Source organism: Nocardioides halotolerans DSM 19273 (genome assembly GCF_000422805.1).
Classification (GTDB): Bacteria; Actinomycetota; Actinomycetes; order Propionibacteriales; family Nocardioidaceae; genus Nocardioides; species Nocardioides halotolerans.
In genome coordinates this window covers 55611-81437 of the sequence record NZ_AUGT01000024.1, presented here as the reverse complement: position 1 = coordinate 81437, position 25827 = coordinate 55611, and the positions used below count along the sequence as shown (strand labels likewise).

At 72.6% G+C, this 25827-nt stretch carries 17 protein-coding genes; 12 read left to right on the top strand and 5 right to left on the bottom strand.

Annotation, left to right across the window (positions count from 1 at the left end):
* Window positions 1-7 precede the first annotated feature (7 nt).
* Window positions 8-1576: a glycosyltransferase family 39 protein gene (locus G514_RS0107895; protein WP_028651306.1), complete on the bottom strand. Its 1569-nt coding sequence runs from the start codon at window positions 1574-1576 to the stop codon at window positions 8-10.
* A gap of 33 nt (window positions 1577-1609) precedes the next feature.
* On the opposite strand from G514_RS0107895, the gene guaB reads away from it, so the two are divergent.
* Entirely contained in the window at window positions 1610-3118 is a 1509-nt protein-coding gene (gene guaB / locus G514_RS0107890) for an IMP dehydrogenase (RefSeq protein WP_036564040.1), read from the top strand.
* Between the two features lie 24 nt (window positions 3119-3142).
* Here the strand turns inward: guaB and G514_RS0107885 are convergent, their stop codons facing one another.
* Window positions 3143-4546, bottom strand: coding sequence for an FAD-binding oxidoreductase (locus G514_RS0107885; RefSeq protein WP_028651304.1), 1404 nt, complete (start codon window positions 4544-4546; stop codon window positions 3143-3145).
* Between the two features lie 145 nt (window positions 4547-4691).
* On the opposite strand from G514_RS0107885, the gene G514_RS0107880 reads away from it, so the two are divergent.
* The 4 genes from G514_RS0107880 to G514_RS25555 all read left to right on the top strand — a co-directional run bounded on the left by G514_RS0107880 (window position 4692) and on the right by G514_RS25555 (window position 8443).
* Window positions 4692-6443 (top strand): hydroxysqualene dehydroxylase, encoded by a 1752-nt coding sequence (locus G514_RS0107880; protein ID WP_028651303.1) that lies wholly within the window; start codon window positions 4692-4694, stop codon window positions 6441-6443.
* Window positions 6444-6507: 64 nt separating this feature from the next.
* Complete coding sequence (locus G514_RS0107875) at window positions 6508-7056, top strand: hypothetical protein (protein WP_036564037.1); 549 nt, start codon at window positions 6508-6510, stop codon at window positions 7054-7056.
* Window positions 7056-7358 carry a transcriptional regulator gene (locus tag G514_RS0107870; protein ID WP_028651301.1) on the top strand — a complete coding sequence of 101 codons (303 nt, stop codon included), beginning with the start codon at window positions 7056-7058 and terminating at the stop codon, window positions 7356-7358. Before G514_RS0107875 ends, G514_RS0107870 begins: the two co-directional genes overlap by 1 nt.
* A 53-nt stretch (window positions 7359-7411) precedes the next feature.
* Entirely contained in the window at window positions 7412-8443 is a 1032-nt protein-coding gene (locus G514_RS25555; protein WP_084151858.1) for a helix-turn-helix domain-containing protein, read from the top strand.
* Here the strand turns inward: G514_RS25555 and G514_RS0107860 are convergent.
* On the bottom strand, window positions 8366-10732 hold the full coding sequence (locus tag G514_RS0107860) for a protease-associated domain-containing protein (protein ID WP_028651300.1): 2367 nt from the start codon (window positions 10730-10732) through the stop codon (window positions 8366-8368). The genes G514_RS25555 and G514_RS0107860 overlap by 78 nt on opposite strands.
* 152 nt (window positions 10733-10884) lie before the next feature.
* Window positions 10885-12936, bottom strand: coding sequence for an AAA family ATPase (locus G514_RS29075; protein WP_051247096.1), 2052 nt, complete (start codon window positions 12934-12936; stop codon window positions 10885-10887).
* Window positions 12937-13070: 134 nt separating this feature from the next.
* Here G514_RS29075 and G514_RS0107850 point away from each other — a divergent pair, with 134 nt between their 5' ends.
* Window positions 13071-14180: a GuaB3 family IMP dehydrogenase-related protein gene (locus G514_RS0107850; RefSeq protein WP_028651299.1), complete on the top strand. Its 1110-nt coding sequence runs from the start codon at window positions 13071-13073 to the stop codon at window positions 14178-14180.
* Between the two features lie 158 nt (window positions 14181-14338).
* On the opposite strand, the gene G514_RS25545 is transcribed toward G514_RS0107850, so the two are convergent.
* The gene (locus G514_RS25545; protein WP_051247094.1) at window positions 14339-15505 is read right to left on the bottom strand and encodes a CapA family protein; all 1167 of its coding nucleotides are present in this window, start codon (window positions 15503-15505) and stop codon (window positions 14339-14341) included.
* Between the two features lie 152 nt (window positions 15506-15657).
* On the opposite strand from G514_RS25545, the gene glpD reads away from it, so the two are divergent.
* From glpD to G514_RS0107815, 6 genes are all read left to right on the top strand, one after another.
* Complete coding sequence (gene glpD, locus G514_RS0107840) at window positions 15658-17382, top strand: glycerol-3-phosphate dehydrogenase (RefSeq protein ID WP_028651298.1); 1725 nt, start codon at window positions 15658-15660, stop codon at window positions 17380-17382.
* A gap of 251 nt (window positions 17383-17633) precedes the next feature.
* Window positions 17634-18785 (top strand): phosphotransferase family protein, encoded by a 1152-nt coding sequence (locus tag G514_RS0107835; protein WP_028651297.1) that lies wholly within the window; start codon window positions 17634-17636, stop codon window positions 18783-18785.
* A gap of 8 nt (window positions 18786-18793) precedes the next feature.
* Window positions 18794-19900: an Rv3169 family protein gene (locus G514_RS0107830; RefSeq protein WP_211222080.1), complete on the top strand. Its 1107-nt coding sequence runs from the start codon at window positions 18794-18796 to the stop codon at window positions 19898-19900.
* 31 nt (window positions 19901-19931) lie between these two features.
* A complete protein-coding gene (locus G514_RS0107825) occupies window positions 19932-21389 on the top strand; it encodes an aldehyde dehydrogenase (protein WP_028651295.1) in 1458 nt (485 codons plus the stop codon).
* Between the two features lie 582 nt (window positions 21390-21971).
* On the top strand, window positions 21972-23594 hold the full coding sequence (locus tag G514_RS0107820; RefSeq protein ID WP_028651294.1) for a succinic semialdehyde dehydrogenase: 1623 nt from the start codon (window positions 21972-21974) through the stop codon (window positions 23592-23594).
* Window positions 23591-25312: a GMC family oxidoreductase N-terminal domain-containing protein gene (locus G514_RS0107815; protein WP_028651293.1), complete on the top strand. Its 1722-nt coding sequence runs from the start codon at window positions 23591-23593 to the stop codon at window positions 25310-25312. Before G514_RS0107820 ends, G514_RS0107815 begins: the two co-directional genes overlap by 4 nt.
* The last annotated feature ends 515 nt before the right edge of the window (window positions 25313-25827 follow it).

Genomic DNA, 25827 nt, shown 5'->3' with positions numbered 1-25827 from the left:
CGCCCGCTCAGGGCCCGGAGCTGAACTCGAAGCCGCCGTCGTGGCACTCCGGCTCCGGGGTGGGCCGGTCCTCGTCGCGCAGCAGCCAGATGGGGCGGTCGCCGCACGCGGTGCCCGCCGGGACGTAGCGCTCCTGCACGAGCTCGTCGAGGAGGGCGCCGTCGCGGGCGTCCCAGTGCCGGAAGCCGACCCACTCGACGATCCACGTCGGGGCCTCGTCGCTGCCGACCAGCTCCCGGAGCTCGACGAGGTCCGGGTCGAGGGTGCGCATCGGGAGGCTCCACAGGTAGGCGTACGGCGAGGAGAGCCCGCTCTCCAGCTGGACGTCGGCGCGGCCGCCGTAGACGACGAGGGTGTCGCCGGGCTCCGCGACCGCGCGCAGGGCGAGGCCGGTGTCGTGCTCGTCGTACTCCTGGAGGCCGCCGGCGTTGTACGCCGTCCAGCCCACCAGGCACAGCACGGTCGACGCGGTGGCGGCGATGATCACGGTGCGCATCGCCCGGCCGCGGCGGCTCGCGCGACGGGCCAGCAGCGCGGCGCACAGCGCGGTGCCGGGCAGCAGCGGGAACAGGTAGTCGCGCCAGTAGCTGCCGCCCGACACGAGTCCGACCACGTCGACGACGAGCAGCGCCGCGACCGCCGCGGTGAGCGGTGCGTCGTCGGCCCACTCGCCCCGGATGTGCACCACGAAGCCGCCGATGATCAGCAGCATCCCGGCACCGACCGCGACCAGCACGAGCAGGCCGGCCCGGACCGTCGGCGCGGTGTCGGTGGCGTCGGAGAGGACCCGGCTCGCGTCGAACCGGAAGCCGTAGACGGCGTACCACAGCGTGTGCAGGCGTACGCCGGCCGCCAGCGCCCAGCCGAGGGTGGCGAGGACCGGCACCGCGAAGCCCGCGGTCGCAGCGGTCGCCAGCCGGACCAGCTCGCGGCGCGCGAGGCGGCGAGCGCGCCACGACCCGAGGTAGAGGACGGCGGCGAACACGGCACCGCCGACGAGGTTCTGCTTGAAGCCGATCGCCAGGCCGGCCAGCAGCCCGGCGACCAGCGCCGCCCGCCAGGAGCGGTCGCGGACCGCCACCAGCGAGAGCCCGAGGCTGCCCATCAGCACCGGCAGCGCGAGCAGCTCGCCCTTCACGGCCACGGCGTCGATGAGCACGTTGGTGCTGAGCGCCGCCATCGCGACCGCGGTCCAGCGGGCGGCGCGCTCGTCGGCGACCAGCCGAGCCACGGCCGCCGCGGCGAGCACCAGCCCCGCGCACGCGAGCGCCCCCAGCACCCGGATGAACAGCGGCCCCCCGAGCGCGTCGGAGACCTTGAAGAGCGCGATCAGCAGCGGCGGCCGGTCGACGAAGTAGGCGCCGTAGACGCTGTCGGCCATCGGCTGCCACGCCCGCGCGACCAGCTCGAAGCCCGCCTCGTCGGCACGGACCGGCCGGGTCAGCCCGGGCAGTCGCAGCAGGAACGCCGCCGCGGCCGCGACGGCGACCGTCCACCGCGAGTCGACCAGCCGCGCGACGCGGCGTTCGGCCCGGACCACGGCGCCGAGGGGCGTCGCGGTCCGCGTCTGGGTCATGGCGCCAAGCATGGCCCACCACCACGTCCTAGAATGAGCAAGGTGGAGCTGCCCGAGAAGTTCGCGACCCTGGGTCTCACCTACGACGACGTGCTGCTCCTCCCCGGGCACTCCGACCTGGCGCCGGCCGACATCGACACCACGACCCGGCTGACCCGCGAGATCTCGCTCAAGGCGCCCTTGATCAGCGCCGCGATGGACACCGTGACGGAGTCGCGGATGGCGATCGCGATGGCCCGCGAGGGCGGCCTCGGCGTCCTGCACCGCAACCTCTCGATCGAGGACCAGGCCTACCAGGTCGACCTCGTGAAGCGGACCCAGACCGGCATCATCTCCAACCCCGTCACCATCGGCCCCGACGCGACGCTCGAGCAGCTCGACCGGCTCGCCGGCCAGTACCGCATCTCGGGCTTCCCGGTCGTCGACACCGACGACCGGCTCCTCGGCATCATCACCAACCGCGACCTGCGCTTCACCCCGGTGGCCGAGTGGGCCACCACCAAGGTCGACGAGGTGATGACCCCGATGCCGCTGATCACCGGACCGGTGGGCATCTCGCGCGACGAGGCCACGCTGCTGCTGCGCAAGCACAAGCGCGAGCGGCTGCCCTTGGTCGACGACAAGGGCCGGCTGGGCGGGCTCATCACCGTGAAGGACTTCGTGAAGTCCGAGCAGTTCCCCGACGCCTCCAAGGACGCCCACGGCCGACTCATGGTCGGCGCGGCGATCGGCTACTTCGGCGACGCCTGGCAGCGCGCCACCACCCTGGTCGACGCCGGCGTCGACGTCCTCGTGGCCGACACGGCGCACGGCAACGTCCGGCTGCTGCTCGACATGGTCAAGCGCCTCAAGTCCGACCCCGCCACCGCCCACGTCCAGGTCATCGGCGGCAACGTCGCGACCCGCGAGGGCGCCCAGGCCTTCGTCGACGCGGGCTCCGACGCGGTCAAGGTGGGCGTGGGCCCGGGCTCGATCTGCACGACGCGGGTCGTCACCGGTGTGGGCGTGCCGCAGGTCTCGGCGGTCTACGAGGCCGCGCTCGCGTGCCAGCCGGCCGGCGTGCCGGTCATCGCCGACGGTGGGCTGAAGTACTCCGGCGAGATCGCCAAGGCGATCGTGGCCGGGGCCGACACCGTGATGGTCGGCTCGCTGCTGGCCGGCTGCGAGGAGTCGCCCGGGGAGCTGGTGTTCGTCAACGGCAAGCAGTTCAAGTCCTACCGCGGCATGGGCTCGCTCGGCGCGATGAGCAGCCGCGGCAAGAAGTCCTACTCCAAGGACCGCTACTTCCAGGCCGAGGTCACGAGCGACGACAAGATCGTGCCGGAGGGCATCGAGGGCCAGGTCGCCTACCGCGGACCGCTCTCCGCGGTCGCCCACCAGCTGCTCGGCGGCCTCACCCAGTCGATGTTCTACGTCGGCGCGCGCACGATCCCCGAGCTGCAGGAGAAGGGCCGGTTCATCCGGATCACCTCCGCCTCGCTCAAGGAGAGCCACCCCCACGACGTCCAGATGACGGTCGAGGCGCCCAACTACTCCGGCTGACCCGCCCGCCCGGCGCCGCGCTCGTCAGGGGAGCGCGGGGACGATGTTGGCATTGCGGTGGAAGACGTTGTCGGGGTCGTACGTCGTCTTGATCTCCACCAGGCGGGCGTACTTGCCGGGGCTGTAGGCCGCCTGCACCGAGCTGACCGCGTCGAACTCGGTCATGGAGTTGACGTAGATCCCGTCGTCGGCGGCCGCCGGGCGCAGCGCGTCGGCGGTGGCACGCACCCACGCGCGCTCGGCCGGGAGCAGCTCCGGCGAGGGGCACACCCCGATCACGAACACCCCGAACCGCGGCGACCGACCGCCCCCGAACGCCGTCGCGTCCTCCGCGACCCGCGAGAACGCGCCGTCGAGGCGGTAGAGCAGCACGATCGACATCGGCGAGGTCTTCTCGGGCACGTGGGTGGTGAGCGCGTCGACCACCTCGTCGGAGAGCTCGGTGACGTAGCACCCCTTGTCGTAGCAGTGCAGCCCCCACCCGTTGGCGTCGTCGAGCATCTTCTGCAGCTCGACGTAGGGCATCGGTGTGGTGAACTCGAAGAGCGGAGGTACGCCGCCGGCCAGAGCCGCGCAGACGTCCGCGTGGCTCTCGGCCGTCCCGGTGCCGACCACGATGGTGGCGTAGCCGGGCGAGAGCCGGTGCTGCTCCGGGACGAACGGCGCCGGCGGCGCGCTGATCGCGCCGACGATCACGTTGACGTCGTCGGGCAGGGTGTCGATGACGCCCCGGACGTGGCGCAGCATCTCCAGGCCCCGGTCGAGCGACCAGAACAGCAGGCCGTAGTGGATCAGCGGCCCGACCTCGTGCAGCGCGAACTCGAACTCGGTGACGACACCGAAGTTGCCGCCGCCGCCGCGGACCGCCCAGAAGAGGTCGGGGCTCTCGCTCTCGGACGCGACCCGCACCTGTCCGTCGGCGGTGACGACCCTGACCGACAGCAGGTTGTCGATGGTGAGGCCGCCGAGCCTGGTCAGCCAGCCCATCCCGCCGCCGAGCGTCAGGCCGGCCACGCCGGTGTGGCTGACCAGCCCGGCCGGGACGGCGAGGCCGTGTGCCTGGGTGGCGGCGTCGACGTCGCCCAGCAGCGCACCACCGGCGACCACCGCGCGACGGGTGGCCGGGTCGACCGTCACCTGGTTCATCGCCGCGAGGTCGATGACGATGCCGTCGTCGACCACCGAGGCGCCCGACATGCTGTGGGCGCCGCCGCGCACGGCGATCTCGAGGCCGTGCTCGACGGCGAAGCGGACGGCAGCCTGGACGTCGGCCTCGTCGAGGCACCGGGCGACGACCAGCGGTCGTCGGTCGATGGCGCCGTTCCAGACCCTGCGGCTCTCGTCGTAGCCGGGGGCGTCGGCGTCCACCACCTCCCCGCGCAGCTGCGACCGGAGGTCGGCGATCGGGGTGTCTGCTGTCTGCGTCATGACGTGCTCCTCGCGACGGGTGATGGAGCACCGTGTGCTGGCCGGCGGCCTCCGTTACACGAGCCGGGCAGTGGGCTCGCCGTGACTTCTGGCCGAGGTCGTGGTTGAGCCAGGCAGACGTGATCGCCACTGGAAGGTGGAGGGGATGGGTTCTGTCTCTCGGCGTGCCGTGCTGCGCGGGTCGGGGGCGGCCGCGGCGGCGGCCATGGCGGCAGGTCCGGCGTCGCCGGCGCTGGCGCGCCGGCGGCGGTCGGTCGCCGTGCTCGGTGGCGGCATGGCAGGCCTCGCCGCGGCGCACGAGCTGGTCGAGCGCGGGTTCTCGGTCACGGTCTACGAGCGCAACGTGCTGGGCGGCAAGGCGCGCAGCATCCCGGTGGAGGGGACGGGGAGGGGCGGACGCCGGGACCTCCCGGGCGAGCACGGCTTCCGGTTCTTCCCGGGGTTCTACCACCACGTGCCCGACACGATGCGCCGGATCCGGTACGGCGCCAACCCCCACGGCGTCTTCGACAACCTCGTCCCTGCGCCGACCCCCTACTTCCCGCGCTCCGGTGGCCGCAACGACCAGCAGCTGTTCGGCTTCATCCCCGACGGCCGCGACCTCAGCTCGGCGGACGCGGTGATCCGGCTCATCCGCGACGAGTGGCTCGGTCGTCAGGGCGTGATGCCCGACGAGGCGGCGTACTTCGCGACCCGGCTCGTCGTCTTCCTCTCCAGCTGCGACCAACGGCGGGCAGGCGAGTGGGAGCGCACGTCCTGGTGGGACTTCGTGCGGGCCGACAACCGGTCCCCGGAGTACCAGACGGTCGCGGCCCGCGGACTCACCCGTGCGCTCGTCGCCGCCAAGGAGGAGGTGGCGAGCGCCCGCACGATCGGCACCATGGCCGAGGCGTTCCTCTACGCCCTGGCCGGTCTCGGCGCCGAGGGCCACGCCGACCAGGTGCTCAACGGCCCGACCAACGAGGTGTGGATCGACCCGTGGGTGCGGCTGCTGCGTGCGCGCGGTGTGCGGTTCCGGACCGGCACGACGATCGTCGGGCTCGACGTCTCTCGCGGCCGGATCACCGGCGCCCGCGCGAGGACGGCGCGCGGCCGGCGCACCATCGAGGCCGACTGGTTCGTCTCGGCGATGCCGGTCGAGCGGGTGACCCGCCTGCTGTCGAGGCCGGTGCTCCGGGCTGCTCCCGAGCTCGAGTCGCTGCGGCACCTCACCGTCGACTGGATGAACGGCATCCAGTTCTACCTGCGCCGCCCGGTGGAGATCACCCACGGCCACCTCGCCTTCCTGGACACGCCCTGGTCGCTGACCGGGCTGACGCAGGGGCAGTTCTGGGACCGCGACTTCCGCTCGACCTACGGCGACGGCACGGCGGTCGACTGCCTCTCGGTCGACATCTCCGACTGGTCGAGACCCGGCATCCTGTTCGGGAAGCCGGCGAAGCGCTGCACGAAGCGGGAGATCCGCGCCGAGGTCTGGGCGCAGATGAAGGCCGCCCTGGAGGACACCGGCCGGTCCGTGCTGCCCGACGACATCCTGCACTCGTGGTTCCTCGACCCGGGCATCCGATGGCACCCGAAGCGCTCTGCCAACTCCAACGACGAGCCGCTGCTCGTCAACACCGTCGACTCGTGGAAGCTTCGGCCGACCGCGCGCACCGGTGTGGGCAACCTCCTCATGGCGGGCGACTTCTGCCGCACGCACGTCGACCTCGCGACGATGGAGGGCGCCAACGAGTCCGGCCGGCAGGCCGCCAACGCGATCCTCGACGAGACCGACGCCCGCGGCGGCCGGGCGGCGATCTACGAGCTCTACCGCCCGCCGGAGTGGGAGGCGCTCAAGCTCGCCGACCAGCAGGCCTACGCGCTGGGGCTCCGCAACGCATTCGACCTCGGCTGACGGTGGACGGCACCCGAACTTGCCAGACTGGAAAGTAGCGCTCATACTTTCCAACATGGCAAGTATGAACGCCGTCCCATCCGACCCCGCGGCTGAGCTGGCGGCGGCCGAGGTCGCCCGGCAGCGGTTGGCGGGAGCCCTGCGCCTCCCGTCGTGGTTCCACGTCTCGCTCGGCGTCGCGGTCGCGCTGCAGATCGGCTCCGCGGCGTACGGCCTCGGCGACCCGTCCGGCGCCGGGCTGCTGGCCCTGGTCGCCGGGTGCCTCCTCTTCGCAGTGGTGGCCTGGGTCCAGGTGGTGCGGTTCCGCAGGCTCAACGGCGTGCGGGTCAACGGCCTGGTCAGCCGGGCGGTGCTGGGCACGTCGACGTGGTCGTCGCTGGCCGAGGCGGGCGGCATCGGAGCCGCCTTCTGGGCGGTGCTCGAGGACCAGCCGTGGCTGGCCGCCCTCGCGGCCCTCGCCGGCGGTGCGGGCTACGGGCTCAGCGCACACCTCTGGTGGCGGCGCTACCAGGCCGACCCGGCCGGGCACGCCCGCGCCGAGTCGGGCGCGACGCTGCTGGCCTACGGCGTGCTGGCCGTCGGTGGCCTTGTCCTGCTCGTGGTCCTGCGCTGATGGTCGCGATCGACCCGCTGATCCACCCGCCCGCGAGGCTGCAGCTGATGACGATGCTGACCGCGGTGTCGGAGGTCGAGTTCGTGACGCTCCGCGAGGCGCTCGGCGTGAGCGACTCCGTGCTGTCCAAGCACGTGTCCGCCCTTGCCGCGGACCGCTACGTCGCGAGCCGCAAGGGCGCCGTCGACGGCCGCCGCACCACCTGGATCTCCCTCACCAGGGTCGGCGACCGCGCGCTGCGCGCGCACGTGGCCGCCCTGCGGGCGCTGATCGAGGCCGTGGACGTGGGGGACGCCGGCTAGGTCCGGCGCAAATGCGCTCGGCAGCGGCACCGGGTCGGCGGCAGGATGGGCCGGTGCTCGAGGCGATCGGAGTCGGTCCTGACGACGAGGCGGTCTACCGGGAGGTGCTGTCGAGGTCCCAGGCCGAGGTCGCGGAGCTCGCCGACTCGCTCGCGCGCGATGCCGGCGAGATCCACCGCTCGCTGTCCGCGCTGGAGGAGCTCGGCCTCGTGCACCGCCTGCCCGGCCGGCCGGTGCGCCTGCGTGCGGCGCGTCCGGACGTCGCGATCGACGCGCTGGTCAACCGACGGCGTGCCGAGCTCGCCCGGACCCAGCTCGCCGCCCGCGAGCTGCTCGCGGAGCTGCCGGCCGAGGAGCGGCACCGGCCCGAGGACATCGTCGAGGTGCTCGTCGGGCGGTCCGCGATCGCCGCCCGCTTCGACCAGCTCCTCGACACGACCCGGGGTGAGCTGATGGTGCTCGACCGGCCGCCGTACGTCGCGGACCCCGAGGACTCCGACGGCGCGGTCCGCCGGCTGCTGCGCGACGACGTCACGGTCCGTGGCATCTACGCGCCCGAGGCGCTGGAGCTGCCGGGTGCTCTCGTGGAGCTGGAGGACGCCTCGCGGGCCGGGGAGCAGGCCAGGGTCCACCCCGCCCTGCCCATGAAGCTCGCCATCGGGGACCGTCGGCTGGCGATCCTGCCCGTGGGTGTCGACACCGTCGACGCGGCGGTGTGCGTCCGTCCGTCCGCCCTGCTCGATGCGCTGGTGCGGCTGTTCGAGCTCCTCTGGGCCCAGGCGACGCCCGTCGGCGCCCCGGCCGGCGCCGGCCCCTTCGACGACCGTCAGCTCGTCGCGCTGCTCGCCTCCGGGGCCAAGGACGACGTGGTCGCCCGCCATCTCGGCACCAGCACGCGGACCCTGAGCCGACGGATCGGGGAGCTGATGGACCACCTGAACGTCCGCACCCGGTTCCAGGCGGGCGTCCAGGCGGTCCGGCTCGGCTGGCTCGAGCCCCCGCCCGGGTCAGCCGGTCACCGCGAAGGCCCGGACGACGGTCTGGTCGACGGTCGAGCCGCCGGTGTCCTCGGCCCGCAGCCGTAGCGACACGAGACCGCTCCCCGGCGGCAGCGTCACCTGCCACCGGTCGCCCGACCCCACGAGGGTCGCCTCCTGCCAGGTGGCCCCGTCGTCGTACGACGCGTCGAGGCGCACGGTGGCGACAGGTGACGCCGTCGCCCCCTCGGGCCGGCTCAGCCCCAGGTCGAACGACACCGGCTCGCCGGGCTCGGAGCGGACGCGGTTGCGGAGGTCGACGTCGACGTCGTAGTCCGGCATCAGCAGGGCCTCGACGACCGCCTCGCCCGCGGGCGTGGTGGTCGACTGGAACGTCCAGGTCGAGACCGTGTGCGTGGACAGCTCGGCCCAGGCCTGCGGGTTGTCGGTCGTGAAGTGCACGGACACCGTCGAGGGACCGGCGGGCAGGGTCACGATCCCGTAGGGGATGTTGTCCGTCTCGGCGACGAGCTCCTGCCCGGCCCGGATCTCCAGGCGGGTGGCGTAGTCGCCGTCGGAGTAGCCGATGCCGTGGTTGCCGTCCTGGTCCACGAACGCCTCGATGGCGACTCGCAGGTCGTCGCCGGATCTCTCGACGGGCTGCTGGACGTTCGGGCCGGTGATGACCGGGGCGGCCCCGATCGGGACCGTGCTCACGCCCGGCGTGGTGAACACGTGGTAGTCCGGGTCGAGCAGGGTCATGCGCAGGATCTCGGGCTGGGGGAACATCGCGTTCTGGGCGGGCTCGGGCGTGGTCACCATGTAGCGCCACCGGGTGTCGGGGTCGAGCAGCCGGTACTCCACCCTCGAGCGCGCGTCGCCGCGGAAGGGGAGGACGCGCGAGATCGACATCGTCTCCCCGGGCTGGAACGGGTAGGCCGCCTCGCCGAAGGTGGAGGCCCGCGTGGGCTGGCCGTGCACCTCGTGCGTCTCCGCGGCGGTCTCGTCGGTCCTGACGACGTGTCGCACGTCGTCGGGGATCCGGCCCTGCTCCTTGAGGTAGAGGTCGTAGACGTAGGGGCTGGCCGGCTCACCCGAGACGGTCAGCCGCCGGCCGTGGATCCGGGCGAGGGCCCGGCCCTCGGCGCGGTTCAGGCGGATCGTCGGCACCCGCAGCTGCACGCCGGTGCCCTCGGGGTCGGCCAGGTCACCGGGACCGTCGTTGCGGACCACCACCATCGAGGCGCCGTGCGCCGCGGCCCGGTTGGACTGCTCGGCGACCGGGACGCCGTCGACGTGGGTCACGAGCGCGAGCGCGCCGTGGAGCCGGAGCCCGGCGAGGTCCCTCGGCCTCGCGCGGCCCACGTCGATCACGCGGGGGCGCGCCACCCCGTCGACGAGCGGGAAGTCGGAGTCGAAGTCGGCGAACCACACCGAGTCGACGTACTCCGGGTGCAGCGTCCGCACCAGCGGCGACGACATGGCGATGTCGGGTGCCTGGAGCCGGATCCGGGCCCTGGTCTGGAACGTGCCGACCGACACCTCGGCGGTGGGCTGGAGGTAGAAGTGCTGGTCGAGCAGCACGCTCGGGTGCATGTCGATGTGGACGGCTGAGCCGTCCGCCGCGGTCCGGTCGTAGCCGATCTGCAGCATCCCCTCGGCAGGCACCTTGGTGCGCTGACCCGGTGTGCGCACCGTCATCCGACGGGCCTGGCTCGCGTCGAGGGTGACCGTCCGGGCGGCGTCGACGGTCGTCTCGGGGAGCCCGACGAGTGCGACGTTCTGGAAGGTGCGGCCCTCGCCGATGCTCGGCTCCTCGGCCGGCAGGGTCGAGACCAGCGCCATCACCGAGTAGCTGCCCGGCGGCACCAGGGCGCACGACGACTGCGCCCACGGATCGGCGGTGCACCGCCGCTCGACGACCGGGCCGCCCGCGACCTGACGGGTCCAGGTCGTGCCGTGCTCGAGGTCGAAGATGGTGACGTAGCCCTCGGCCGGCCGCCCGCCGCGGCCGACGACACGCACCACGAGCGGCACGGACCCGGCGTCGGCCGCCGGGGCTCGTGGCGCCCGCCGGCCGAGCACCTGCGTGGGGACGCTCCCGGGGTCGGTGGTCTGCACGGTCGTGCCCGAGTCGGTCCGCTGCGTGACGACGCCGGGGCGTGCGCCGTCCGCACCCGGCAGCGCCTGGAGGTCGGCAGGCTCGCCGTTGCCTCCGACGGTGACGGCGACCCGGGCCCCGCCGCCGACCTCGACGACGCGGGTCGCGCCCGCGGGGCCTGCGTCCCCGAGCCCGCCGGCTGCGAGGGCGTCGTCGTGGGCCGCGGCGGTCTGCACCGGGCCGAGCAGCGCGGCGCCGAGCACGGCGGTCAGGACCGCGCTCGACGCAGCCAGCACGGTCCGGGCTCGTGGTCGGCGGTGGGACGAGGACATGGGAGCTCCCGGGGAGAGAGGACAGGTGGCATCCCCTTGATATCCGGCCCCTGTGCCGGGAGGACAGGAGAAGGGCTGGCGACCACACGACATGGCGGGGGTCCGCCATCGCGGTCCTACAGGTAGAGCCCCGTGCCGTCGGTCTTGCCGGTGGTCGACGTCGAGCCGGGGAGGTCCTCGGGTCGCAGCTGGGTGACGACTGACGTGTCGGGATCGGTCAGCGCGGTGATCCGCATCGCCTGGCGGGTGGCCGCCTCCTCGAAGACGTTGCGGACGAAGCGGCCGTTTCCGAAGGCGTCGGGCCGCGGGTCGGGGACCAGCCGGCGGAAGGCGCCCTCGACGCCGTCGAGCAGCGAGAACCCGGCCTTGTCGGCGTACAGCCGGAAGATGCCCCAGAGCTCGTCGGGGGAGTAGTCGGCGAACGAGATCGTGCTCGGGAACCGCGAGGCGACGCCGGGGTTCGACTCGACGAAGCGCTGCATCTCGCGCGGGTAGCCCGCCGCGATGACCACGACCTCGTCGCGGTGGTCCTCCATGAGCTTGAGGAGCGTGGAGATGGCCTCGTTGCCGAAGTCGCGGAACGAGTCGGGCGGCACCAGCGCGTAGGCCTCGTCGATGAAGAGCACGCCGCCGGAGGCCTGGTTGAAGCGCGCGGTGGTGCGGGGCGCGGTCTGGCCGATGAACTCCCCGACCAGGTCGGCGCGGCTGACCTCGATGAGGTGCCCGTGGGCGAGCACGCCGAGCTGGGCGTAGATCCGGGCGAGCAGCCGGGCGACGGTGGTCTTCGCGGTGCCGGGGTTGCCGGTGAAGACCATGTGCCTCGACTTCTCCGACGGCGGCATGCCGGCCTCGGTGCGCAGCTTTTCGGCCTTGAGCTCCGCCACCAGGCGCTTGACCTGCTCCTTGACCGGCGCGAGGCCCACCAGCTCCTCGAGCTCGGCCATCGGGTCGCCGATCTCGACCTCGGGCGCGGCGAGGTCGGGCACGCCGTCCCCGCCCTCGGCCGCGGCCACCCGCACGCCCTCGGGGGTGACCGTGGTGCCGGTCGCCAGCGGCGGACGGTTGCGGTGGTCCTCGAGCAGCTTGGTGGCCATCGGGTTGACCACGGCAGGCGGCGCGCGGAACACCGCGGTGAGGTCGTCGAGGTAGCCAGTGCGGCTCGGGCACGACGTCGACCGCGCGAACGACGGCAGCCCGACGACGAGCTCGGCGACCTGGGTCGCCATCGCGAGCCACAGCCGGACCGCGTCGATCTCGCCGTTCACCATCCCGCGGGCCAGCCAGCCGCGGTTGTCCGACATCCAGTCGTCGCCGTCGTAGCCCGGGCGCAGCCGCTCGAACGCCGCGTTGATCGAGCCGAACCGCTCGCTGCCGACCGCAGCGGCCAGGGCGGCGGGCAGCTCGTCGACGACGTCGTGGAGGGCCATCGACGCGATCACCTCGTCGACGTGCTGGGCCCGGCTGACGACGCCGCTGAGCACGTGGTGCGCCGCGTCGAGCCCGCTGATCGACCACACCAGCTGGGAGGTCCAGCCCCCGCCCTCCGAGAAGGTCTGGGCGTCCTGCTCGGTGCAGACCTGCTCGCGCCAGGTCTTGACGACGACGTCCCACGTGGCGGTCTCGTGCAGGGCGCGCAACTCGGGGTCGTCGAGCACCTTGCGCAGCATCGCGGTGAACGTCGCGGCGCGCGCGGCGTACTGCGGGACCTCGGCGAAGACGGCGACGCAGTCGATCGTGAGCTCCAGCGCCTTGAGGCGCGCCTCGGCGCCGAGGTCGCGCTGGCGCCACCACAGGTCGAGGTGCCAGGTGTCGTCGCTGTTGACGTAGTAGGTGATCTTGGGCTGGGTCGGCACGTAGGTGTCGGACAGCCACGGCGCGAGCAGCACGTCGCCGAGGCTGGCGTAACTGCCCGCCCACACCGGGATGGCGCTCGGCAGGAACGTCGTGAGGTTCCAGAGGAACGGCACCGCGCCCGACGTGCCGGGCTTCCAGCTGCCCGAGGGGGTCACTCCGCCGTGGCCGCGTGGGTCCTCGGCGAGGGCCTTCATCCTCTGCTGGGTCGTCTCGAGCCAGTCAGCCGGCAGGACCCAGGGATCGGACGTGCCGAGCACGTCGAGGTGCGGCTCGGGTCGGAGCAGCGGAGCGAGGTTCTGTGGCAGTTCGAGCATCGGGTGGGAGTGTGCCGCATTTCTCGCCCCGTGTGCTGGCGATGGAACACTGGCGTCGTGAGCACCCCAGGATGTTCTTCAGCTCCCCCGCTTCGCTCCTCCGGCGAACGACGCCCAGGGGACCCCGCAAGAGCATGACCGAGATCGAGATCGGCCGGGCCAAGCGGGCTCGACGCGCCTACTCCTTCGACGACGTGGCCATCGTCCCCTCGCGGCGCACGCGCGACCCCGGAGAGGTCAACGTCGACTGGCAGATCGACGCCTACCGCTTCGAGCTGCCCGTGCTCGCCGCACCGATGGACTCGGTGATGTCGCCCGCGCAGGCGATCGCCCTGGGCCGCTACGGCGGCCTCGGCGTGCTCAACCTCGAGGGGCTGTGGACCCGCTACGAGGACCCGACCCAGCTGCTGACCGAGGTCGCCGGGCTGCGCGGCGAGCAGGCCACCGCCCGGCTCCAGGAGATGTACGCCGAGCCGGTGAAGCAGGAGCTCATCACCGAGCGGGTCCGCGAGATCCGCGACGCGGGCGTCACCGTCGCCGGGTCGCTGTCGCCGCAGCGCACTCGTGAGTTCGCCAAGACGGTCGTCGACGCCGGCGTCGACATGTTCGTCATCCGCGGCACGACGGTCAGCGCCGAGCACGTCTCGAGCCAGGCCGAGCCGCTGAACCTCAAGGAGTTCATCTACGAGCTCGACGTCCCCGTCATCGTCGGCGGCTGCGCCACCCACCAGGCCGCGCTGCACCTCATGCGCACCGGTGCGGCCGGCGTGCTCGTCGGCTTCGGCGGCGGCGCCGCGCACACGACGCGCACGGTCCTGGGCGTCGCGGTGCCGATGGCCTCGGCAGTCGCGGACGTCGCCGCCGCCCGCCGCGACTACCTCGACGAGTCCGGTGGCCGCTACGTGCACGTGATCGCGGACGGCTCGATCGGCATGTCCGGCGACATCGCCAAGGCGATCGCCTGCGGTGCCGACGCGGTCATGGTCGGCTCGCCGTTCGCCCGCGCGACCGACGCGCCGGGCCAGGGCTTCCACTGGGGCGCCGAGGCCCACCACGGCTCGCTGCCGCGCGGCCAGCGGGTGGAGTTCGAGACCGTCGGCACGCTCGAGGAGATCCTCTTCGGCCCGTCGCGCGTCGCCGACGGCACCATGAACCTCATCGGCGCCCTCAAGCGCTCGATGGCCACCACCGGCTACACCGAGCTCAAGGAGTTCCAGCGGGTCGAGGTCGTCGTCGTCGGGTAGGGCACGTGGTTGCGTTGGCTCGCGTCGAGTGACCCGATCGGCAGGTTTTCCACCACGAAATTCCTGCAGTTCGGGTCACTCGACGGCAACCGGACGTAACCCCACCCGGGTCGCCACGGCCTGCATCGTCGGCTGAGACACGACCCGACGGGCCGCGGTCACAGCCGGTGCAGGCCCGGCTGCGCGCCCAGCCCCTCGACGTACGCCGTGACGCGGTCCGCCGCCGCGCCCCGCAGGCGCGTCACGCGGATCGGCTGCGTGCCGGGCCGCCAGACGTTCCACCCGATGGGGGCGTACGCCGCCCGGGTCACCGCGAACCGGCCGCTGCGCCGCTCGGTGAACGTGAACCGCACGAGGATGCCCTGGTAGGTGTCGGTGCGGGCCGGGTCCTGCTGGGCGACCATGTTGCCCATGCCGTAGACGACCCACGTGCCGTGCACCCGCGTGATCGGCTGCACCACGTGGGCGTGGTCGCCGAGCACGAGGTCGACGTCGGGGGAGCGGGTCAGCCGGTCGACCAGCGCGGTCTGCGCGGCGTTCGGGAGGTGGTCGTACTCGTCGCCGCCGTGCAGGTGCACGACGACGATGTCGGCGCCGGCCCGGCGAGCGGCGCGGGCCTGGGCCAGCAGGTTCGGGGCGTCCCACATGGACACCGACCACTCGCGACCGGTCGGGAGCGGGAAGCCGTTGGTGCCGTAGGTGCCCGCCACGACGCCCACGCGCACGCCGTCGGCGGTCGTGAGGATGACCGGCCGGGTCCGCTCGGCCCGGGTACGGAAGGTGCCGATGTGCTCGACGCCGGCGCGCTCCAGCAGGTCGGCGGTGCGCACCAGTCCGTCGTACCCCTGGTCGAGGGCGTGGTTGGACGCCGTGGTGCACGCGTCGTACCCGAACGAGCCGATCCAGGTCGCGGTCTCGGGCGGTGCCGCGAAGACGGGGAAGTTCTGCGGCGGCTGCCCGGGCGCCGCGAACGGCACCTCCTCGTGGCACAGCGCGACGTCCGCGCCCGCCACGAGCGACCGGACGCCGGCGAACATCGGGTCGAAGTCGTAGCGCCGGCCGCGCCCCGTCCGGGTGTGGTCCTCGGCCGCGCTCGCCCACACGGTGTTGTGCCACAGCAGGTCGCCGCCCATCACGACCGTGACGTGGCGGCGCGGCCGGGGGGTGGCGTTGGCCGCCTTCGGCGCGACCGGGGCACTGGGCGCCGCCTGTGCGTCGGACGCCAGCACGATCGATCCCGACGCGGCGGGCCTGCCGGGCGAGGGTGGGTGCGGAGCGCCGAGGGTGGCCGCGAGTGCCGCGAACGCCGCCAGCGCGCCGAACACCGCGCGTGACCCTCCCCTCACGACGCCCTCACGCCGACAGTGACGCACGACCGGCGGCGTGGGTTGCGCAGGCTCGCCTCCCACCCCACGAAAGACGCTCGCTGCGCTCGCGTCCGCGGGGACCCCGGGACGAGCCTGTCAGGATGGGTGGCATGGACCGGGGTCCGAGCGCGCTCAGCCCGGAGGCGCGCGGCCGCGCCCTCGACAGCCTCGCCGCGAACGGGTCCGACGAGCTCGACGTGCTCGTGGTCGGTGGCGGCGTCGTCGGCACGGGCGTCGCCCTCGACGCGGTCACGCGCGGCCTGTCCACGGCGCTGCTGGAGCAGCGCGACCTGGCCAGCGGCACGAGCAGCCGCAGCAGCAAGCTGATCCACGGCGGGCTCCGCTACCTCGAGATGCTCGACTTCGGACTGGTCCGCGAGGCGCTCCGCGAGCGCGGGCTGCTGCTCACCCGGCTGGCGCCGCACCTGGTCCGCCCGGTGCCGTTCCTCTACCCGCTCACCCACCACGTGTGGGAGCGGCCCTACGTCGGCTCGGGCCTCCTCCTGTACGACGCGATGGCACGCCTCGGGCCCGGCGAGGCCGGCCTGCCCCGGCACCGCCACCTGACCCGCAGGACCGTCGCCCGGATCGCGCCGGACTTCGCGCCCGAGTCGATCGCCGGCGCGATCCGCTACTACGACTGCCAGGTCGACGACGCCCGGCTGGTGCTCACGCTGGCCCGCACTGCGGCCGCGCACGGCGCGCAGGTGGCGACGCGGGTGAAGGTGACCGGGTTCCTCCGCGAGGGCGAGCGGGTGGTCGGCGTACGCGCCCGCGACCTGGAGGACGGCCGCGACCTCGAGGTGCGCGCCCGCGTCGTCGTCAACGCGGCCGGGGTCTGGACCGACGACCTCCAGGACCTGGTCGGGGGCCGCGGCTCGCTGCACGTGCAGGCCTCGAAGGGCATCCACCTGGTGGTGCCGCGCGACCGGATCCGCTCCGAGGCCGGGTTCATCGTGCGCACCGAGACGTCGGTCCTGTTCGTGATCCCGTGGGGCCGGCACTGGATCATCGGCACCACCGACACCCCGTGGGACCTCGACAAGGCGCACCCCGCCGCGAGCCGTACCGACATCGACTACGTCCTCGACCACGTCAACGCGATCCTGCGCGAGCCGCTCGACCACGACGACGTCGTCGGGGTGTACGCCGGCCTGCGGCCCCTGCTCTCCGGGGAGTCGGAGCCGACGTCGCGGATCTCGCGCGAGCACACCGTGGTCACGCCCGTGCCCGGCCTCGTCATGATCGCCGGGGGCAAGCTCACGACCTACCGCGTCATGGCGCGCGACGCCGTCGACGCGGCGGGCCACTCCCTGGCGACGACCGGCGCCGGTGTCCGCGAGTCGATCAGCCACCGCGTGCCGCTGATCGGCGCCGACGGCTTCGAGACGCGCACCAACCAGCGCGTGCAGCTGGCCCGCCGCTCAGGCCTGCACGTCGCCAGGGTCGATCACCTGCTCGGGCGCTTCGGCGACCTGGTCGACGACCTCCTCGCGCTGGTCGAGCAACGACCCGAGCTGGGGGAGCCGCTCGACGGCGCCGACGACTACCTGGCCGCCGAGGTCGTCTACGCCGTCACCCACGAGGGCGCGCGCCACCTCGACGACGTGCTCACCCGGCGTACCCGCATCTCCATCGAGACCTTCGACCGCGGCGTGCGCGCCGCGCCCAGGGTGGCAGCGCTGATGGGCGCCGAGCTGGGGTGGGACGACGCCCGGCGAGCCGACGAGGTCGACCACTACCTGCGCCGGGTGGAGGCCGAGCGGCAGAGCCAGACGATGCCGACGGACCAGGAGGCCGACGAGGCGAGGGTCAAGGCGCCGGACATCGTCTGACCTGTGGCAGCCGCTGCGTCCGATGGGCAGCCACCATGTCCAGCTGCCCACGCAGCCTGCCCGGTCCTCGCAGGCTGCTGCCCTGGTCTCGCCGCCCGTCGCGACCTCGTTCCTCGGTCGCGGAGCTTGCTCGACCTGCTTCGCCGACGGAGCTCGCTCGTTCCTCGCGACCTCCTGGCTCATTGACAACTAGAACACGTTCCACAATTCTGACGCGTGTCAACTTCCGCCGCGTCACCGAGGGAGGGCCCGTGACCCAGGCGCCGCCACCGACCGACCTGAAGATGCAGCGCACCAGTCGCGACGCCAGCACGGTGCCGGGTCTGCTCGAGGGGTGGCTGGCCGGGCTGCTGCCCGAGGGCGCCGACCCCCAGGTCACGCTGCTCAGCGGCATCGACGCCAACGGGATGTCGTCGGAGACCCTGGTGCTCGACGCGACGTGGACCGAGGACGGCCGGCCGCGCGAGGGGCACTACGTCGCGCGCGTGGCGCCGTCGGCCGCGGACGTGCCGGTCTTCCCGAGCTACGACCTCCGGGAGCAGTACGACGCCATCGCCCACGTCGGTGCGCACACCGACGTGCCGGTGCCGGCGGTCGGGTTCATGGAGCCGACCGGTGCCGTGCTCGGCACGCCGTTCTTCCTCATGGACCGCATCGAGGGCATCGTCCCGCCGGACGTGATGCCCTACACCTTCGGCGACAACTGGCTCTTCGACGCCTCGCGCGAGGAGCAGCAGCGGCTCCAGGACAGCTCGGTCGCCGTGCTGGCGGGGCTGCACGCGATCCCCGACGCGGCGTCGACGTTCTCCTACCTCGACCCCGGGCGCCACCTCTCCGGCGCGGCGGCGAGCGGCACCCCGATGGAGCGCAACCTCGCGGCCCGGCGGGCGTGGTACGACTTCGCCGTTCCCGACCTCGGTCGGTCGCCGCTGGTCGAGAAGCTCCTCGACTGGCTCGAGGCGAACCAGCCGGCCGACCCCGGCGACACCGTGCTGAGCTGGGGCGACGCCCGGATCGGCAACATGATGTACCGCGACTTCGCGCCCGTCGCGGTGCTCGACTGGGAGATGGCGACGATCGGATCCCGCGCGCTCGACGTGTCGTGGATGGTCTTCGCCCACCAGGTCTTCGAGTCGATCGCGACGATGTTCGAGCTGCCGGGCATGCCCCACTTCCTGCGCGAGGACGACGTGCTGGCGACGTACGCCGACCTCACCGGTGTGCACCTGGGAGACCTGACCTGGTACCACCTCTACAACGCCACGGCCTGGTGCATCGTCTTCATGCGCACCGGCGCCCGGCAGGTGCGGTTCGGCGAGATCGAGAAGCCCGACGACGTCGAGACGCTCTTCCACTGCAAGCCGCTCGTCGAGCGCTACTGCGCCGAGGTCGGCCTCCAGTGATCACGGGGATGGACGAGTACCCCGTCCACCAGCTCCCGCAGCCGATCGCCGACGTCGGCAGCAGCGACCGCAACTTCTACGACCGGTGCTACCTCAACGCCCACGACCGGACCGGCGACCTGTTCCTCATCACCGGGATGGGCTACTACCCGAACCTCGGCACCAAGGACGCCTTCGTCCTCGTCCGCCGCGGTGACGAGCAGACCGCCGTGCACCTCGGCGACGCGCTCGACCACGACCGCCTCGACCAGCGCGTCGGCGGCTACCGGGTCGAGGTCGTCAAGCCGCTCGAAGAGCTCCGCGTCGTCCTCGAGGAGACCGAGGGCATCGCCATGGACCTCCACTGGCGCGGGCTGTTCCCGGTCGTTCAGGAGGCGCCGCACGTCATGCGGACCGGCACGCTGCGCAAGGTCCTCGACGCGCAGCGGTTCGCGCAGTGCGGCTCGTGGGAGGGCACGATCTCGATCGACGGCGAGGAGATCGCCGTGACCCCGGACCGCTGGGTCGGCTCGCGCGACCGGTCGTGGGGCATCCGCCCGTCGGGCGAGTCCGAGCCCCCCGGCCGTCCCGCCGACCCGGCGTGGGGCGGGATGTGGTGGCTCTACGTGCCGGTCGCCTTCGACGACTTCGGCATCTGCCTGATCATCCAGGAGGAGGCCGACGGCTACCGCCTCCTCAACGACTGCACCCGGATCTTCAAGGACGGCCGCGTCGAGCAGCTCGGCTGGCCGCGCATCCGGACGACGTACGTCTCCGGCACGCGGACGCCGAAGAGCGGTGTCATCGACTGCACCCTCCCCGACGGCACGCCGGTGACGATCGAGGTGGAGTCGCTGCTCGCGGTGCCGATCCACGTCGGCGGCGGCTACGGCGGCGACTCCGACTGGGGCCACGGGCAGTGGAAGGGTCCGGGGTTCACCGAGCGCGTCACCTACGACCTGACCGACCCGGCCGTCGTCGGCCGGGTGCCGTTCGGCCTCACCGACAGCGTCGGCCGCGCCGTGTGGCGCGAGGAGGGCCGCGACCCGATCGAGGGCTGGGGCCTCTACGAGCACGGCGTCCTCGGGCTGCACGAGCCCACCGGGTTCACCGACTGGTTCATCCACGCGCCATGAGCGCCCACGACCGCCGACCAGGAGCACCGACATGACCGACCACGACCGCGACGCGCTCTTCATCGACGGAGGCTGGGCCGCGCCGGCCTCGACCGCCGTGCTCGAGGTGGTCAGCCCGCACTCGGAGCAGGTGGTCGCGCGGGTGCCGGAGGGCAGCCCGGGCGACATCGACGCCGCGGTGGCCGCCGCCCGCCGCGCGTTCGACGAGGGGCCCTGGCCGCGGCTGACGCCGCAGGAGCGGATCGACGTCGTGCAGGCCTTCTCGGGGCTCTACGCCGGCAGGCTCGCCGAGATGGCCGACCTGATCACCCTCGAGATGGGGTCGCCGACGTCGTTCTCGAACCTCGCGCAGTCGCCCGCGCCGTGGATGCAGATCGAGGCGTTCCTCGGCATCGCCCGCGAGTTCTCGTGGGAGGAGGAGCGGGCCGGTGTGCTCGGCTCGCCGGTCGTCGTACGCCGCGAGCCGGTCGGCGTGGTCGCCGCGATCCCGCCGTGGAACGTCCCCCAGTTCACGATCATGTCCAAGCTCGTCCCGGCCATCCTGGCCGGCTGCACGGTCGTCGTGAAGCCTGCGCCGGAGACGCCGCTCGACGGCTACCTGCTCGCCGAGCTGCTCACCGAGGCGGGCGTGCCGGCCGGCGTCGTCAACATCGTCGCCGGCGGGCGCGAGGTCGGCGAGCACCTGGTCGCGCACCCGGGCGTCGACAAGGTGGCGTTCACCGGCTCGACCGCCGCCGGGCGCCGGATCGCCGCGGTCTGCGGCGAGCAGCTCAAGCGGGTCTCCCTCGAGCTGGGCGGCAAGTCGGCCGCGATCGTGCTCGACGACGCCGACCTGGCGGCCACGATGGCGGGGCTGCGGTTCACCGCGCTGATGAACTCCGGCCAGGCCTGCGTCGCCCAGACGCGGATCCTCGCCTCGCGCGCCAACTACGACGCCGTGGTCGACGCGCTGGTCGAGACCGTCGCGTCGATGCCGGTCGGCGACCCGGCCGACCCGGCCACCGAGATCGGCCCGCTCGTGGCGCAGCGCCAGCAGGAGCGGGTCGAGAAGTACATCGCGCTCGGCCAGGAGGAGGGCGCCCGCGTCGCCATCGGCGGCAACGGCATGCCCGACGGGCTGTCCTCCGGGTGGTACGTCCGCCCCACGGTGTTCGCCGACGTCGACAACCGGATGCGCATCGCGCAGGAGGAGATCTTCGGGCCGGTGCTCTCGGTGATCCCGTACGACGACGTCGACGACGCGGTGCGCATCGCCAACGAGTCCGACTACGGCCTGGCCGGCACGGTCTGGACGTCCGACAAGGAGGCCGGTCTCGACGTGGCCCGCCGCGTCCGCGCCGGCACCTACGGCGTCAACACCTACACGATGGACTTCGCCGCGCCGTTCGGTGGCTACAAGTCCTCGGGCATCGGTCGCGAGTTCGGCCCCGAGGGTCTGGCGCAGTACACCGAGCTGAAGTCGATCTACACCGAGGCGCCCGCGGGGTGAGCGACGTCCGAGCGGAGACGGTCGGCTGTCGGGGTGGTGGCGGGCTGCGGAGCGGTCAGCCAGCAACCTTGACGGGGCTGGTGGGTCCGCTGCGGGTTGCCTGCTGACCGCTGGCGTGGTCGGTGGGCTGGGCAGCGGTCAGCCCGCAACCTTGACCGGGCTGGTGGGGCGAGTGCGGGTTGCCTGCTGACCGCTGGCGTGGTCGGCGGCCAGGGCAGCGGTCAGCCAGCAACCTTCACGGGCCGAGGCGATCGGTTGCCGGTTGCCTGCCGACCGCCGCCTTGACCGGCGGCCAGGGCAGCGGTCAGCCAACAACCTTCACCAGGCTCGTGCGGTCGGCTGCAGGTTGCCTGCTGACCGCCGGCGCGCCGGTGGCCGGACCGCCGTGCGTCAGCCGGGGACTGCCCCCAAGAAACTGACGCTGCCCCGATGGAGTTCCTTGCGGTCAGCGGCAGTTTCACCGGGTACCCGGTGAAACCGGCCCCCGGCGCCACCCGCTTGACACGACAATCCGATGTGTAAAGCACCACAGAGGCTACTCACGGGTAGTGGCGCACGTCACGACGGCCTAGGCTCACCGGTATGAGCGACCGGAACCCGAGTCCCGCCGGCGGTCCGCTGGTCGAGGGGCCGCGCGACCCCGAGCACGACGCGACGGCGTCGTACGCCCTCGAGCCGGAGTACGCCGAGAGCCTCACGCGGCGGCTGCTGGCCACCACGGGGGAGACCGTCGAGGTGCGGAGTCCGCTCAACGGCGCGCCGCTGGCGCACGTGCCGCAGTCGAGCGCCGACGACGTGGCGCAGGCGTTCGCCCGGGCGCGGAAGGCGCAGCAGGCGTGGAGCCGGGTCAGCCTCGACGACCGGGCCGCGTGCCTCCTGCGGCTGCACGACCTCATCCTCGACCGCCAGGACGAGATCATCGACATGATCGTGCTGGAGTCGGGCAAGGCCCGCAAGCACGCCTTCGACGAGCCGCTGCACGTGGCGCTCACCGCCCGCTACTACGCCCGCACCGCGCACCAGCACCTCGACACCCAGCGCAAGCTCGGGGTGGTCCCGGGCCTCACCCGGGTCGAGGTCAACCGCGTCCCCAAGGGCGTGGTCGGGATCATCTCGCCGTGGAACTACCCGTTCACGATGGCGCTCTGCGACGGGCTGCCCGCACTGCTGGCCGGCAACGCCGTCGTCGCCAAGCCCGACGCGCAGACCATGCTCTCCGCGCTGCTCGGCGCTCAGCTGATGGAGGAGGCGGGCTTCCCGGCTGACCTCTGGACGGTGGTCGCCGGCCCCGGCGCCGACATCGGGCCCGAGATGATCAGCCGCGCCGACTACATCTGCTTCACCGGCTCGACCGCGACCGGCAAGCTGATCGCGAAGGGCTGCGCGGAGCGGCTGATCGGCTGCTCGCTCGAGCTCGGCGGCAAGAACCCCATCCTGGTCCTCCGCGACGCCGACCTCGAGAAGGCCGCCGAGGGCGCCGTGCGGGCGTCGTTCTCCAACGCCGGCCAGTTGTGCGTGTCGATGGAGCGGATGTTCGTCGCCGACCAGGTCTACGACCGGTTCGTCGAGCGGTTCGTGGCCCGCACCGAGGCGATGACGCTCGGGGCCAGCCTCGACTGGGGCGTCGACATGGGCTCGCTCATCTCCCAGGCCCAGCTCGACACCGTCGTCCGTCACGTCGACGACGCCGTCGCCAAGGGCGCGCGGGTGCTCACCGGCGGCAGGGCGCGCCCCGACCTCGGCCCCTACTTCTACGAGCCCACGATCCTCGAGGGCGTCACGCCCGACATGACCTGCTTCGGCGACGAGACGTTCGGCCCGGTCATCGCGCTCTACCGCTTCCACGACGAGGCGGACGCCGTGGCGCGGGCGAACGCCGGCCAGTACGGCCTCAACGCCTCGATCTACAGCCGGGACGGCGCCCGGGCGCGGGCGATCGCGCGCTACGTCAAGTGCGGCACGGTCAACATCAACGAGGCCTTCGGCGCGACGTTCGCCTCGATCGACAGCCCGATGGGCGGCATGCGCGAGTCGGGGATGGGCCGGCGCCAGGGCAGCGAGGGCATCCACCGCTACACCGAGTCGCAGTCGGTCGCGACCCAGCGGCTGATCAGGTTCGCGCCGATGCTCGGCATGTCCGATGCGACATACGCCAAGGTGATGACCGCCAACCTGCGGCTGATGAAGAAGCTGGGCCGGGCATGACGCGGGCGGCGGCGTTCGACTTCGACGTCCTCGTCGTCGGCTCCGGCTTCGGCGGCTCGGTCACCGCCCTCAGGCTGACCGAGAAGGGCTACCGCGTCGGCGTGGTCGAGGCGGGCGCGCGGTTCCGCGACGAGGACTTCTCCAGCGGCACCTTCGACCTGAAGAAGTACCTCTGGGCACCCGCCCTGGGCATGTACGGCATCCAGCGCATCGACGCGGTCCGCGACACGATGATCGTGGCCGGCGCCGGGGTCGGCGGCGGCTCGCTGGTCTACGCGAACACGCTCTACGAACCGCTCCCCGCCTTCTACAACGACCCGCAGTGGTCGCACATCACCGACTGGAAGGATGAGCTCGCGCCGTACTACGACCAGGCCAAGCGGATGCTCGGCGTGGTCGACAACCCCGTGCGCACGCCGTCCGACGAGGTCATGGAGAAGGTCGCGACCGACCTCGGCGTGGCCGACACGTTCCACCCCACGCCGGTGGGCGTCTTCTTCGGCGGCCCGGGGCAGGGGCCGGGGGAGACGGTCGAGGACCCGTACTTCGGCGGCGCCGGCCCGGCGCGCAACACGTGCCTCAACTGCGGCGAGTGCATGAGCGGCTGCCGCCACAACGCCAAGAACACGCTGGTCAAGAACTACCTCTACCTCGCCGAGCAGAACGGCGCCACGGTGCTGCCGCTGACCACGGTCACGCGGCTCACGCCGCGCGCGAGCGGCGGTTACGACGTGCGCGTGAAGTTCACCAAGGCGAAGACCGGCCGCGGCCAGAAGGTGCTGACCGCCGAGCACGTCGTCATGGCGGCGGCCTCGCTCGGCACCCAGAAGCTGCTGCACCGGATGCGCGACGAGGGGCACCTGCCCCGGCTCTCACCCCGGCTCGGTTTCCTGTCCCGCACCAACTCCGAGTCGATCCTCGGCGCCATCGCGCCGGCCGACGACCCCACCGACTACACCTACGGCGTCGCGATCACCTCGTCGTTCCACCCCGACGAGGACACCCACATCGAGCCGGTCCGCTACGGCAAGGGCTTCAACACGATGGCCATGCTGCAGACCGTCCTCACCGACGGCGACGGCGACGGGCCGCGCTGGCGGGTGTGGCTCAGAGAGATGTGGGCGCAGCGCGCGAACATCCGCGACCTCTACGACTTCAAGCACTGGTCGGAGCGCACCGTGATCGCGCTGGTCATGCAGAGCCTCGACAACTCCATCACGACCTACGGCAAGAAGGGCCGCTTCAGCCGGGTCTGGCGGATGACCTCGCGGCAGGGCCACGGGTCACCGAACCCGACCTGGATCCCGGTCGCCAACGACGCCGTACGCCGGATGGCCGCGACGGTCGACGGCACGCCCGGCGGCAACATCGGCGAGCCGTTCGGCATGCCGCTGACCGCGCACTTCATCGGCGGCTGCGCCATCGGCGACTCGCCGGAGACCGGTGTGATCGACGCCTACCAGCGGGTCTACGGCCATCCGGGCCTGCACGTCGCCGACGGCTCAGCGGTCTCCGCCAACCTCGGCGTGAACCCGTCGCTGACGATCACCGCCCAGGCCGAGCGGGCGATGGCGTTGTGGCCCAACAAGGGGGACCCCGACCCGCGGCCCGCCCTCGGCGAGCAGTACGTCCGCGTGCAGCCCGTCGCTCCGTTGGCACCCGTGGTCCCCGAGTCCGCCCCCGGCGCACTGCGGCTCCCGATCGTCGGGGTCAGCTGAGGGGCAGTTTCACCGGGTACCCGGTGAAACTGCCGCTTCCCGGATGGAACTCCATGACAGGAGCGGCAGTTTCGTGACACCAGCCCGACCGTTGTCGCAGGTCAGACACGGGGCCGGGTATCGCTGGTCCAGACCGGCCGATTTCCCCGCGGGATTCGGTGTTCTACAGGCGTAACCCCCCTGCCAAGGCCTCGTTGAGCCACACGGAACCGGTCGTCATGCTCCCTCCCTCTGACCGGTCTCCGTTGTCCAGGCGCTGTCCAACAGATGCGTGGACGATCAGGGCCCGGCCACCCTCCCTCCCCGGCCGGGCCCTGGTGCATTTCTGGGTCTTTGTCCTGGCGGACGGCCTCTCGTGGTGGCGCTGGGTTCCGGCGCTGCGGTACTCGCCTCCCCGGGCCGCAGGCTTGCCGTGTCGCGGGCGGCTGCTTCCAGCCGGGTTGCGTCGCGCTTGCCCGCGCCACGCCGCGCTTTGAGCGTCCCGGTGAGCCGACCCCCACAGCGCCGGTTGCTGC

Bases quoted from the DNA above. Each gene is read 5' to 3' on its own strand.
- G514_RS0107850 (WP_028651299.1), top strand. From the start codon at position 13,071: ATGACCGAGATCGAGATCGGCCGGGCCAAGCGGGCTCGACGCGCCTAC.
- G514_RS0107820 (WP_028651294.1), top strand. From the start codon at position 21,972: ATGAGCGACCGGAACCCGAGTCCCGCCGGCGGTCCGCTGGTCGAGGGG.
- G514_RS29075 (WP_051247096.1), bottom strand. From the start codon at position 12,936: ATGCTCGAACTGCCACAGAACCTCGCTCCGCTGCTCCGACCCGAGCCG.
- G514_RS0107895 (WP_028651306.1), bottom strand. From the start codon at position 1,576: ATGACCCAGACGCGGACCGCGACGCCCCTCGGCGCCGTGGTCCGGGCC.
- G514_RS0107870 (WP_028651301.1), top strand. From the start codon at position 7,056: ATGGTCGCGATCGACCCGCTGATCCACCCGCCCGCGAGGCTGCAGCTG.
- G514_RS0107885 (WP_028651304.1), bottom strand. From the start codon at position 4,546: ATGACGCAGACAGCAGACACCCCGATCGCCGACCTCCGGTCGCAGCTG.
- glpD (WP_028651298.1), top strand. From the start codon at position 15,658: ATGGACCGGGGTCCGAGCGCGCTCAGCCCGGAGGCGCGCGGCCGCGCC.
- G514_RS0107830 (WP_211222080.1), top strand. From the start codon at position 18,794: ATGGACGAGTACCCCGTCCACCAGCTCCCGCAGCCGATCGCCGACGTC.
- G514_RS0107880 (WP_028651303.1), top strand. From the start codon at position 4,692: ATGGGTTCTGTCTCTCGGCGTGCCGTGCTGCGCGGGTCGGGGGCGGCC.
- G514_RS0107875 (WP_036564037.1), top strand. From the start codon at position 6,508: ATGAACGCCGTCCCATCCGACCCCGCGGCTGAGCTGGCGGCGGCCGAG.
- G514_RS0107825 (WP_028651295.1), top strand. From the start codon at position 19,932: ATGACCGACCACGACCGCGACGCGCTCTTCATCGACGGAGGCTGGGCC.
- G514_RS0107815 (WP_028651293.1), top strand. From the start codon at position 23,591: ATGACGCGGGCGGCGGCGTTCGACTTCGACGTCCTCGTCGTCGGCTCC.
- guaB (WP_036564040.1), top strand. From the start codon at position 1,610: ATGAGCAAGGTGGAGCTGCCCGAGAAGTTCGCGACCCTGGGTCTCACC.